At 47.7% G+C, this 12,714-nt stretch carries 11 protein-coding genes; 5 read left to right on the top strand and 6 right to left on the bottom strand.

Translation table 11 applies throughout. The annotated features are described in order from the left end of the window. Positions 1 to 109: 109 nt before the first annotated feature. Positions 110 to 1,186 (bottom strand): LacI family DNA-binding transcriptional regulator, encoded by a 1,077-nt coding sequence (locus tag AC27N8_RS26395; RefSeq protein ID WP_487071016.1) that lies wholly within the window; start codon positions 1,184 to 1,186, stop codon positions 110 to 112. 671 nt (positions 1,187 to 1,857) lie between these two features. Between AC27N8_RS26395 and AC27N8_RS26390 the strand changes: the two genes are divergently transcribed. Then, entirely contained in the window at positions 1,858 to 2,730 is an 873-nt protein-coding gene (locus AC27N8_RS26390; RefSeq protein WP_487071014.1) for a VOC family protein, read from the top strand. A gap of 194 nt (positions 2,731 to 2,924) precedes the next feature. Next, positions 2,925 to 3,974 (top strand): N-acetyltransferase DgcN family protein, encoded by a 1,050-nt coding sequence (locus AC27N8_RS26385; RefSeq protein ID WP_487071012.1) that lies wholly within the window; start codon positions 2,925 to 2,927, stop codon positions 3,972 to 3,974. Between the two features lie 113 nt (positions 3,975 to 4,087). On the opposite strand, the gene AC27N8_RS26380 is transcribed toward AC27N8_RS26385, so the two are convergent. From AC27N8_RS26380 to AC27N8_RS26370, 3 genes are all read right to left on the bottom strand, one after another. Next, positions 4,088 to 5,632, bottom strand: a complete 1,545-nt coding sequence (locus AC27N8_RS26380) for an ammonium transporter (protein WP_487071010.1) — start codon at positions 5,630 to 5,632, stop codon at positions 4,088 to 4,090. A 788-nt stretch (positions 5,633 to 6,420) separates the two neighbouring features. After that, complete coding sequence (locus tag AC27N8_RS26375; RefSeq protein ID WP_487071008.1) at positions 6,421 to 7,095, bottom strand: pentapeptide repeat-containing protein; 675 nt, start codon at positions 7,093 to 7,095, stop codon at positions 6,421 to 6,423. Positions 7,096 to 7,105: 10 nt separating this feature from the next. After that, a complete protein-coding gene (locus AC27N8_RS26370; protein ID WP_487071006.1) occupies positions 7,106 to 8,131 on the bottom strand; it encodes a dipeptide epimerase in 1,026 nt (341 codons plus the stop codon). A gap of 261 nt (positions 8,132 to 8,392) precedes the next feature. Here AC27N8_RS26370 and AC27N8_RS26365 point away from each other — a divergent pair, with 261 nt between their 5' ends. Genes AC27N8_RS26365 through AC27N8_RS26355 form a run of 3 tightly spaced genes read left to right on the top strand, consistent with a single transcriptional unit; the run spans position 8,393 to position 10,047 of the window. Continuing rightward, the gene (locus AC27N8_RS26365) at positions 8,393 to 8,992 is read left to right on the top strand and encodes an HDIG domain-containing metalloprotein (RefSeq protein ID WP_487071004.1); all 600 of its coding nucleotides are present in this window, start codon (positions 8,393 to 8,395) and stop codon (positions 8,990 to 8,992) included. Positions 8,993 to 9,010: 18 nt separating this feature from the next. Beyond that, the gene (locus AC27N8_RS26360) at positions 9,011 to 9,445 is read left to right on the top strand and encodes a hypothetical protein (RefSeq protein ID WP_487071002.1); all 435 of its coding nucleotides are present in this window, start codon (positions 9,011 to 9,013) and stop codon (positions 9,443 to 9,445) included. A gap of 8 nt (positions 9,446 to 9,453) precedes the next feature. After that, positions 9,454 to 10,047 (top strand): CRISPR-associated protein Cas4, encoded by a 594-nt coding sequence (locus AC27N8_RS26355; RefSeq protein ID WP_487071000.1) that lies wholly within the window; start codon positions 9,454 to 9,456, stop codon positions 10,045 to 10,047. Positions 10,048 to 10,090: 43 nt separating this feature from the next. Here AC27N8_RS26355 and AC27N8_RS26350 read toward each other — a convergent pair whose 3' ends face one another. After that, complete coding sequence (locus AC27N8_RS26350) at positions 10,091 to 11,623, bottom strand: cache domain-containing protein (RefSeq protein WP_487070998.1); 1,533 nt, start codon at positions 11,621 to 11,623, stop codon at positions 10,091 to 10,093. Positions 11,624 to 11,694: 71 nt separating this feature from the next. Then, complete coding sequence (locus AC27N8_RS26345; protein ID WP_487070996.1) at positions 11,695 to 12,447, bottom strand: hypothetical protein; 753 nt, start codon at positions 12,445 to 12,447, stop codon at positions 11,695 to 11,697. Positions 12,448 to 12,714 lie beyond the last annotated feature (267 nt).

Genomic DNA, 12,714 nt, shown 5'->3' with positions numbered 1-12,714 from the left:
CCTTTGTGTAAAGACCGGTGCCAGTCACCGATCCAGTCTATGTCTCAACTGTTCGGTACTTAAAAATACAATAAATTCGATCTACGCCCGAACGGTAGGGATGAAAGCCTCAACGGCGAGGCGAGCCTACCGAAGCACGTATGATAAGTTCAACATCGATGATGCTGGTGACACTGGTGCTCTCAGGATCAGCGACGCGCGATAGCAGGCTACGAATTGCGACAGCGCCAATCGCCTCCTTATTCACCCTCACGGTAGAGAGAGAGGGGGTTAAATGCTTTACTACATCGATATCATCAAAGCCAACCAGAGAAACATCGTCAGGAACGCCGAGCCCAGCCTCATGTAGAGCTTTAACAGCCCCAATGGCGATACTATCGTTGGCGCAAAAGATGGCCGTAAAGGTATGCCCGTGCTCAATCAGCCGCTTACATGCCTCGTATCCACCTTCAGTAGACAGATTACAGGACTCAAATAGCTCATAATTGATCGGCAGATCACCATCCAGCAAAGCTGTACGATACCCGGACGCACGACGCTCAAAGGTATAAATCTGGTTCACAAGATGTGTTTTGGACTTGTGTACGATCGGTCCACCAATAAAAGCGATCTCCCGATGTCCTTGCTCAATCAGGTACTCAACAGCGATTCTGGCTCCTTCGAAATTGTCACTCAGGACAGAGTCGACCGCCAGACCGCGAACATAGTTATCAACCAGAACCAGGGGAGTTTGCAGGCTTTTGAATAACTGTACCGTTTCGGGCTCGGTTGGACCTACCAGTAAGATGCCACCCAACTTCATCTCTTGCACAGTTGAGAGTAATAATTGTGGTGACTGCACCAGTTCTCCGACCGCACGATAGGTAACCTTGAGATTCGACTTACGCGCCTCGCTCTCAACACCGTTGAGAATATATGACCAGAACGGGTTACTGGTAAAGGCTGACATATCCAGGCTGGAGCAATACAGATATCCAACCTCTTTGATCATCCGATAGCTCGTACGGCCAACTTCTGAGCTCACCAAACGAGCATATCCCAGTTCAGCAGCAGCTTTGAGGACACGCTGCCGAATTTCATCTGTAACGTTACTATGATTATTAAAAACACGAGAGACTGTCCCGACCGAGACATCAGCGATGCGTGCCACATCCTTTACTGTTACTGAGCTTTCCACATCCAACATTCCTTCCCCATTTTTTATGACCGAGAACTATTTCATCAAGCGGAAAAGAGACTCTTTTCTACTATGACCGCAGACATTAACGTAACGATCAAATAAAAAACGGTTAAAACAAAACTTTGCCATTTCAATTCAATGAAACAGACACAGTTTCATTGAATTGAAAATAACATATTTAGACTTAAAAATCAAGGGTTATCGTCATCACTGCAAAACTTGTCACCTTACAGCAGTACCAAGCGTGTCAAGAGACACTGATTCCATTGTATGCCTCAAGACCCTTTTGCGCCAGTAGAAATAGACGAGATAAAGCTTTTTTCTTCTCAAGTTAGATTCTAAAGCAATTCATTCATTACTCATACTGTAGTAGACGGTGAACAGATTTCTCAACTGTGGTGCACAGAATGCATGAGTCATTCATTGAACGTACAAACAGAGTACCAGTAGAATACGATATCATACGGTAGAGTTTTTATTCAAGATACGTGCGGATATTTCTTTTCTGCCTATGTATAAAATCATCATAGCTACAAAATGTCCTTACTTTTCTGTTGACAATACGTCCTGATAACATTTAGTCTTGTATTAAGATAATTATTTACCTTGTGGGAGTTGAGAAAAACGAAAGTATCCAATTTTGGATATTTCTTTCTTCAGATCGGGGGGAATACAACATGATTACCAGACTTGATCACGTCATGATAGCAGTTCGTGACCTGGACACAGCGATTGACCATTATCAGCGTCTAGGCTTTTCCGTGACTGCCGGGGGCACCCATGAAGCATTAGGGACACACAACGCCATTATTCATCTAGGCCTTACGTACATTGAACTCATATCAACCTTTAATCCAGTACGCACCATGCGTGTCATTCCTGGTATAGAGATCGTATTAAATATCCTGGATCAGCGCGATGGTGCCATGGTAGGGTTTGCGCTCACCACAACGAATATGGAAGATGATATTAAGCAATTAGCTGGTACCGATCTGGTTGTCACGCCACCTTATATGATAAAGAGTGAGCTAGCAAGTGGCCCACCATTAAATATCCAGGTGTTCATGCCTGGAGGCTTTCCCTGGCGACGTCCGTGGCCATTTCTTTATCAGTGGGAGACACCCGACGCCCAACGTCCAATAAGGGACCATCTGCAAGCGCACAGAAATGGTGTCACAGAGATCGTACGTGTATCAGTAGGAGTCCATAAATTTTCAGATACTATCAACCTCTATCAGCGTAACCTCGGACTCAAACTCCAGCAGAGAGATACATTGGCACGTCTGGATGCCGATCGAGCAACATTCAAAATTGGCAACTCACTCATCGACCTGATCACGCCACAAAAAAAAGGACTCCTGCGAACAGAGATGGCTGCACTGGGAGATGGTGTCTTTGAAGTCTTTTTCGCGGTCAATAATCTCAAACAATCCTGCGCCTTCCTCAAGCAACGCGGCATTGAATATGTGATGGATGCAGGCGGCCCCAACACATTAATGATTGCCCCACATGAAACCTTCGGGACACGCTGCATCTTCACACAGAAGTGAGATGAAATCTTCGGAATCAGAATATCTTATATCTTCACGCAGAAGTGAGATGCATAAAGCATCAAAACTCCCCAGAAAGAACTGGCAGAACCACGATTAATAGTCTATAGTTTGCTTAACCTATACGTATAGAGAATATCTTATCTATTTTCTTTTCGCCATCATGATTAAACCAGCAAAGGTAGAGTACACATATGAGTAGAATAGTTATCCTGGCCGAAGGCGCATTTGAGTGGCATGACGCTAAAACAGCTGTCGGTGTCATCCGCTATAGCGAAGATACTGTATTGGCAGTCATAGACAGCACGAAAGCTGGACAGGATGTCTCGCAAGCGCTTGGCGGTCCGCTTGGGCAGGGGATTCCAGTGGTCACTGATATCAATGCTGCGCTCCAATTTGAGCCCGATACGCTTTTAATAGGCATCGCTCCACGCGGTGGCGCACTACCAGCCAGTTGGCGCTGGCAATTACTGACGGCCATCGAGCACAAGCTCAATATCGTCAGCGGACTCCATTCCTTTCTCGGAGACGATGAAGAATTACGGAGCGCCGCTGCCAAACAAGGAGTCACAATCTGGGATGTCCGTCGCCCACCAGAGAGAACACGCGTCGCCGATTTTACCCCCCATCGCGCCGGCAGCCATACAGTGTTGCTTGTCGGCTCAGATTGCGCGTCCGGCAAGATGTCAACCGCGCTGGATCTCAACGTGGAAGCGCAGAAACGCCATTTGAAGAGTGCCTTTCTTGCGACCGGTCAAACAGGCATTATGATCTCCAATAAGGGTCTGCCAGTCGATCGCCTCATCTGCGACTTCGCGGCTGGTCTTATGGAGGAACAAGTTCTTCAATTTACCCAGGAGCACGACTGGGTCTTTGTAGAAGGTCAGGGGGCGCTGAACCATCCAGGCTACTCCCCGGTCACGCTCAGCCTGATACATGGCTCAATGCCCGATGCGATGATCCTCTGTCATATCGCGGGACAAACAACCATCGAGGGCTATGAAAACTGCCCATTACCATCACTGAAACGCTTAATTGCCCTCAATGAAGACGCGAGCAGCTGGCCCAATCCTGAGCGTGCCAGCAAGATTGTGGGCATCGCCCTGATCACCAACCATCTCAGTGATCAGGATGCACAAGCCACGATCAAACAGATCGAGCAAGAGACCGGGCTACCAGTCACCGATCCATTCCGTTACGGCGTCGGCCCCCTCATGGATGCACTGGAGAAACATCTCAGCTAGCAAAGTTTGTCCAAAGCAGGACAAAAAGAAATATCCCCCACACTACACATAGGTAATAGTGCGAGGGATATTTCTCTGTACAGAGGTATCAGAAGCAGAGAAAAAGTCTGTCCCTAATCGTCACCCACTGTTGTATCAGCCATAGAGGACGCTGTAGCTACCGCCACATGTCCCTCAGGGCCGACGAGCGATTCAGCCAGTCCAGCCAGAGCATACTCTGGATAAGCCACGGCTCCATGCTCAGACAGATCCATCCCTTCAAGCTCACCCGCCTTGGAGATACGCAGGATGCCGACAGCTTTTAGCCCGTACATCATCAGCAAGGAGACGACCAGGGTCGCAGCCACAGTTGAGAATGATCCAAGTGCCTGCAAGCCAAGTTGGTTGACACCGCCGCCGTAGAACAGACCGCTAACAACTGTGGTTGTGTCAGCACCTGTTGGCGTCGGCAAACCGAACGTGCCCGTTGCGAATAGACCCAGCGACAACGTTCCCCAGATACCACCAAACAGATGGACAGGTACCGCGCCGATTGGATCGTCGATGCGTAAGTATTCCAGCAATTCCAGTCCGCCGATTACCACGAAGGCTGCGACGATACCGATGAAGAATGCGCCTGTCGGATCTACCCAGTAACATGGACAGGTGATAGCAACGAGTCCACCGAGGAAGCCATTCACTGTCAGTCCCAGATCCCACTTCTTAGTACGGGCATATGAGTAGAACAGGGCTGCCAGACCACCAGAACAGGCGGCGAGCGTCGTGTTAAATGAGACACGACCAATGCCAATCATATCCAGTGCCGAGAGTGTGCTACCAGGATTGAACCCATACCAGCCGAACCAGAGGATCAGACCTCCGACTGCGCCGATGATGAGATCGTGGGGAGGAGGAGGGCCACCACCGTCCCGTTTGAAGATACGTCCCAACCGAGGGCCAAGAGCCAGAGCACCAGCCAGGGAGATAGCTCCACCGATGCTATGTACGACGGTCGAACCAGCAAAGTCATGGAAACCTTGCAGCGCTAACCAGCCGTCAGGTCCCCAGGACCAGTGACCAATAATCGGATAAATAAAACCAGTCACCCCAATACTATAAACGATATCGCCCCAGAAGCCACAACGTCCAATCATGGCGCCGGATGTGATAGTGGAAGCGGTATCAGCAAAGGCGAACTGGAAAACCCAGAAAGCCAGCAGCGGAATACCAGTCGTTCCATAGGTGTCAGCGAGACCACTTAAAAAGAAACCATGAGTACCGATAATAGGTGTGCCAGATTCGAACATGAAAGCAAAGCCCCATGCCCAGAATAAAATGCCGCAGATGCAGGTATCCGCAATACCTTCTACCAGGATATTGACAGACTCACGCGAACGAGCAAAGCCCGCTTCTAGCATCACAAATCCGACTTGCATACAGAATACGAGGAAAGCAGCAACCAACGTCCAAACGGTATTGACCGCATTCATCGTCGGAGTGGGACCATCAGCATGCGTTGCGGCATGAACGGCAGTTGGAATCACCCAGATCATAACCAGGAGTACAAGTGCCAGGCCAAGCAACTTGCCACCCATGTACAGCGCCACGTTCTTCCGCAACAGAGGATCTTTGAAATTTGTGCGAAGACGCTTCCAGGTTTCACTAAGAATAGTCGTCATAAGGCGATTAGTCCTTTCAACCGAAATAGGATTAACACGTATCTCAGACATCAGGAAGGCGACAAATTCTCATCGGTGAGCAAAAGATAGGCAATCGAACAACATCGATTTTCTAACTGAGGATTAGACATATCATCATTGATGTATTTAATTTGTACGATCTCGTTCTATATAGATTATAGGAAATTACACAGCCCAACTTATAGAGCTAATATAACACAAATACGTATGGTTGTTTTGTGCATTATGTACAAAACAACCAAATATTTAATACATTTTTATCTATACGTGACAAAAACTTAAGGTTTTTTTGAGAATGGCGACCACTTCTTTGATACTTTCTTGATGCTATTTGCTTCAATTCTGTACAAAATAACTATAGTAAAAGCATCCTCCTGACAAGAAAATGGCAGCTATAGCCCGGATAAAAGAGAAATTACGCTTAATAGCATCAGTGTTTATAGGCAATATGCACGGTTTTTTTGAGGATTTGTAGCTAAAAAAAATATGGTTGAGCTCTATAACAAGAAGCAACTTGTAACGAGATAAAGAGATAATCACAAGTTGCCTCTCTATTTTCAAGGTAAAACAAAATTCACCATCAGATGGAGGCAAAATATCCCTTCAGGACATTCCCCACAGCACCAGATTGTAAGGAAAGACTAGAGGAAATTCGGCCCGCACCTATATATAATTGATAGATATTATCATCAGATAAATCATCTATAGGCATAACAGTATGTCTATAGTGATCGTAATATTAGTCACAATTGCGTTAAATGGTCTACTCAGGAGCCCTGAGCAGATGTGATCGTAATACCCATGGCTTCAATCAGCGCCATGGCCTGCGTAATATTCAGAGTTGCACCTTGCAGCTCTTTCACGCTTACATGTGCTCCATCAATTGAACAAGTACTGAGATCCATGCCGGTCAGATGCGTGCCGGATAGCTCTGCCTGGCGCAGATTACAATCAACGAAGCTCACAGAGGACAGATCCGCTTCTAAAAAGTCGGCCTCATGCAGATCGCAATGTTCGAAGCGCACCGCTTTCAGCGTCGCAAAGCGAAACTGGGCCAGATCGATCAAACAATCCTTAAACAAAACATCCTGGAGTAGCGCCTCTCCAGCCAGAAAGCCAGTCATATGACAGCCGACCAGCTCCACACGATGCCAGGTCGTTTTGTACCAGCTGGCAGTCGCCAGATCACAGCCGACCAGACGTACATCATCGAATTGCAGCTCCTCAAATTCGGAGGCAGTCAGGCGCACCTGTGTGAGAGACGTCTCCTCAAAAGCCGGACGGATCGCCATCTGACCAGTCAGATCGGTTCCCGTTAAAGCCAACGACGTATAACGCTCATGATATTTCACCGAGCCACCTGGAATATCCTTCGCCAGCATCTTTTTAGGCAAACGCGGAGGTCGAATCTTCTGCTCTATCTTTACCGATTTCTGATACATATATTCCCAATCATTTAGTCTCTGGACGCACGCTTACACCCAGACCAGCCTTCTGCGGTAAGATGAGCTTACCGTGTTCAACGGTGACGCCAACAAAAGGATCATCACGGATCAAGAGATGCCCATCCAGATCGGCATAGTCGACCAGAGGAGTCAGATGAGCCGCCGCAGTAATCGCCAACGAGCTCTCAATCATGCAGCCCAGCATAGTACGCAGGTTATACGCACGCGCTACATGAATCATCTTCCAGACATTATAGATGCCGCCATTTTTCATCAGCTTAAAATTGATCCCATCCACACACTCACTCAAGCGCGGAATATCCTCAATCGTCACACAGCTCTCATCTGCAATAATCGGCAGAGAGACATTGTCACGCACCAGTTTTAGACCAGCCAGATCATGAGCGTCCACAGGCTGTTCCACAAACTCAAGTCCATAGGGAGCCAGCGCATTGATGTGCTTAATCGCTTCTTTAGGAGTCCAAGCAGCATTGGCATCGACACGAATCACCGCCGACGAAACATCGCGAATAGCTTTCAGAATCTCGACATCGTGCTTTGTGCCAACCTTGATCTTCAAAATAGGATACTCCTGAGCCAGCAGCACCTTCTGCACCATCACGGCGGGAGTATCAATGCCAATCGTAAACGAGGTACGCGGCGTATGGGCCGGATTCAATCCCAGCAATGTATAGAGTGGCACCCCAAGCGCCTGGCCCACAATATCATAGATAGCCATGTCCACTGCCGCTTTGGCCGCTGGATGCAAACGGATCACATTGGTGAGGCGCTGCATAATGTCTTCAATCAAAAATGGATCGTCGCCGAGGTTGCCCGCAAACATGGCGATACAGGCCATCACCGTCTCAGCGCTCTCGCCATAATAGTTGCTGGGAGCAGCTTCCCCATAGCCAACAAAATCGTTATGACGCACCTGCACAACGACATTAGACGCCGTATTCTGCACACTGCGCGAAATTCTAAAGGGAGTCGTCAGCTGTAAATCTATCGGTTTCGCATCGATATGGAGCATAAGACAGATCCTTTACTTAAAGCATATTTGTATCATCGTTCCCATTTTGGAACTCCACATCATCATAACATGTACGGCAAAGTCCGCAGGGCATTCTGAAACACAATGACACAACAAAAAGTTGGCCGATCTGCGGTTAAACAACACGCCCAGGCCGATCCACGACTGTCCTACTCTGTTCCGCATTCTGAGCAACCTATGCTATAATAAAGCTAACGGCGGCAAATTTTCGCCACACTTGTATGTAGTAAGAGGGAAAGAATGCCAACACGTAATGATGCTTATGCATTGATGACAGATCATGTAAAAAATGAAAGCTTGCAAAAACATATGCTTTCCGTTGAGGCCGCGATGCGGGCGTACGCTCGTAAGTTCGGCGAGGATGAAGAGATCTGGGCCATCACAGGTTTACTCCACGATAGCGATTATGAAGAGTACCCCGACCTGCACGAACATACTCAGGTGGCGGCTCAGTGGCTCCGCGACGGCGGCTACGATGAGAGGATTATCTACGCCATTCTGGCCCATAATGATCTCAATCTGGCAACCCATCCACGCACCGATCTACTCTCCAAAGGGCTCTACGCCTGCGATGAGGTGACAGGCATGGTGACAGCTACGGCACTGGTCAGGCCCGATAAGATTCAGGGGCTCCAGGCATCCTCTGTACGCAAGAAGATGAAAACCAAAGGCTTTGCCGCTGGAGTCAATCGGGATGATCTCGTCAATGGCGCTCAAGAACTGGGTGTGGATCTCAATGATCATATTACGTTTGTGATTCAGGCTATGACAACCATCGCCGACACACTCGGCCTCGCTGGTCCCTCCGCGGAGATACAAGAAGCTGCGATCCAGGAGTAGGTAGAAGCAAGAGACGTAATGCAACAACGTAACAATCAGATTCCGGGTGCATTTCAACGCAACTACACAGCCAAAGAAATCTCGCAATACGAATATTGCCCACTTGTCTGGTGGCACGAACAATATGATCCAGCCGTTCTGGCTGATAGCGACAAACTCTTTGCCCAACTTGTTGCGTTGGAGCACGAATATGGATCGCAGGCACCCGATATTCCTGATTATCAGGTTATCGAGCAAATTCTCGTGCGTCGTGGAGCCTTCGAGGAGGATTTCCGCGAGTCCCAAAATCTCTCCGAAGAGAACGAGTATGCTGGCTCTAGCGATGAAGATGATGCCGAGACCGTTGAGCGACTTCCCAAAGTACGCCGCCTGCTACGTCTGGCCCTCTTCACACTTGGATCGGGCATCCTCCTGGTGCTATTATCCGCACTCACAGTATTCATCATTAAATAGGGGAGACTATGTGGACATTTGTTGAGGGATCAGCAAAATTAATTGAGAATGTTCTGTTTGCTGGCGGTATCGGCCTGCTGCTGTTTTCGGTTGCCTGTTTCCTGCTCCTCTTCAACGAACGCCGCATGCAGCGCGAGCGTCTGGTCGAAGAACGCCATCAAGCCCTGGGACTTCCACCAGGCGAACTCGTCTATGAGAACACCGACGGCCTCGGCGAACCAATCACCTCAGACATCTATCCACTGACTGGCAAACCATCATATGTTGTCAAGCTTCTCAATGGTCTCCTATTCCCTATCGACCTCAAGCCAGTCGAGCAAAATGCCATGACGCCCGCACCTCATCATGTCCTGCAACTGATCACCTACTGCCTCATCCTCGAAGAATACGCCGAACAGCCTCCCACACACGGCATTATACGCTACCTCGACCGCGAATTTACCGTCGAATATACGCCCGCGCTGCGCAAAAAAGTCATTCGCCTTGTTAAAGAGATGGATCTCTGCACCGCTCAACAACCTCCCGCTCTCAAAAAGCAGAAGCCGGCGAAGTGTCGCGCCTGCATCTACCAGCCGATCTGCCCCGTGGGACAGGGGAAATAAATAATGTTGCCGTTAAGTTAAGAGACCATCTCTCCCAAAGAGATCAGCTTGTCTTACCAATAATAGAGAGCAGTTGCATCACAATCAGGCGTGCCTGTTCAACGGCATCTGTGGCGGAGATGGAGCCTGAATGCAATATCTCGTTGGTAAGGGTGGCGGAATTGAGCACCTCTGATAGTCGGCGATTACTGGTATCTTGATAGGCGGAGGCGTCTTCCAGGTAGTTAATAATTGCATATAACTGCTGAATAACGTTCTCCATAGTCCGCTCATCATATTGGCTCCAGTTTGCAGCCAGCTGGGTGGAAATGTTATTCAAGCGTTGCAAGGCAGCTCTGGTCGCATCGGTATAATACTGAACGGATTGAAGTTTCCCCTGAGAGGAATCAATCACAAACATCTGCTCTTCGGCTGCCTGTTGCTGCCTTTCCGCCAGTGAACTCAGCATGGTACTGTTACTGCGCAAACGATCAACGGCGCTCAGAATCGGACGCACAAGACTCTGGCGGGCGAAGATGGCAATAATACCAACGACGAACGCCTCCAACAGTGCAATGCCAATCGTTGCCTGCAATTGCTGATTAGCTACCACTGTCACGGTACTGACCGGACTGAGCACGAAATAATACCAGTGGACAAATAAATTTTTTGTTCTCTGCCCAACCACCTGATAAGGCTCATTTTTCCCGGTGGGCTGTGTTTGTACCGCCAGCGATGAGGATTGAGCATTGAGCATACGAGCAATATCGACATTAGACTGGACATCTGGCGGATTATTTGTCCCATAGCGTCGCTCTTGAGCAATCGTGTTGGACAGTGTACCATCAAGCAATTTGACCGTCGTAAATAAATCTTGTTGACTGGCATCCCCAATACGCACGCCATTCTCATCTAACATAAAAGCGGTACTGCCTGTACCATTGCTACCATTATCGGGCTGAATAATCTCTTTCCAAATATAATTTAAGCTCAATGTCGCCCGAATGCACCCAATGATCGGTCCCGGCTTCGTCGGTTGAGCTGTGAGCGCGTTAATAGGGGAGTAGAGATCAATACTTGCCACCTTTGTTGTCGGGTTATAGTAAACAGGCGAGATCACTGTCTGACCACTCATGACACTTTGAACCTCAATGGGAATCAGGGCATTACCACGTATCGTCGGTGACGAGGGATAAGAGAGAATCACCTGCCCTTTGGTATCAAATAGCGTCCAGGTCTGATAATTTTTATCGCGAAAAATACCGGCGGCCAACGAATACGTCGCATGGGTAGCATCATTTTTGTAAGCGGGAGTTGGTTGTGGAGGCTCAACCATAAAGGTCTGGACGCTGGGAACCTGAGCCAATGTCTTGATATCAAGGACACGCTCATTAATATAGGCATCAATTAATTGCACACGCGTCTCTGCATCATTTTGTAAACGCTGCTCCGAATCAGTAATCAAGGCAGGTCGTGAATAGGCATAAGTAAAGCTGAGTATAGCAATGAAGGGAATAATAATCGCGAGAACAAATGCAAATGTCACAACGATCGAGGTTGATGACCAGCGAAACTTCTTTTTGGGGGTCGCAGTCATAAATAAGAACTCCTAAAAATATACTAGTAAATACTATAAAGAAACATGTGAATTTTCACTCTTGGTCTTACCTAGCGCCCCAACGATATCAAGCCATCTTGCTCCAGCTGCACCAGGATTTGTAGTACATCTGAAATAGGAAGAGAGAGCATGGTGGCGATTTGAGAAATAGTATTAATACCGTTGGTACGCATATAGATACTTTTGACGTTTCCTTTCCACTGGAGCACCTCAGACCTCGGGACAGCTTTTAAACGCAACGGGATAAGATGGGAAAAACGATCGAGCATTGACCCATTATTATGAGGAGGCATAGCATATTGAGGTTCGGAAACAAACGGGAATGGCCCGCTCGGGTTTTTGATGGTCGTCTCATAAGAAGATGGGTAAGTTCGCCCGGGATCTGAATATTGCGGATTTCTGATGCCGTTGGTAGGTGGTGTCCATTGATATTGTGGGTTTCCCGGCTGTAAACCGGGATCTGATAAGGGTCGATTAAGATTTGGTAAGGGTGGCGATGATGGTGATGATGGCGAATGAAAGGATGATGCATGTCCATGTGGAGGTTCATGCGTGGCACCCTCGAATGTCCACTCGACGATAGTATGCTGCAACACGTTCATCGTAGCTTTATTCATTTCCAAAACTTGCGAGTAACGATTATAAATAGTACAAGAAAGCATCGCGCCAGATTGTACGGTAATCATTACAACACAGGGATCATGATAATCCCCAAAACCATTAAAAGCAGATGAACGAAACATACCTTTTAACTGACGGATCTTAGCAAAATGCAGTAATGTTTCGAGGCTAAAATTATACATATAACGCTCCCCAATAGCGTCTTAAATAGTATCTCTTCAATGGCATCTTTATTGCGCCTATGAAGAGCACCTGCTTATCTGGCAGTCGCATTAAACTGCTATGTAGCTATACCGAATAATTGCATCCAAACAATATATTTACGTATAGCAAACAAGGATTGCTCACGTACTACGGGTTACATATTTCAGCATTGAAACCTCCCTTTATTATATAAGTGAGTAAATAAAAATTGATTATTTATCACCTCATAGCTATAATCATTATAA

The sequence above is a fragment of the Dictyobacter sp. Z7_2 genome (assembly GCF_057551105.1).
Note: the sequence above shows the minus strand (reverse complement) of the source record. Positions and strands in the feature narration are given on the sequence as shown.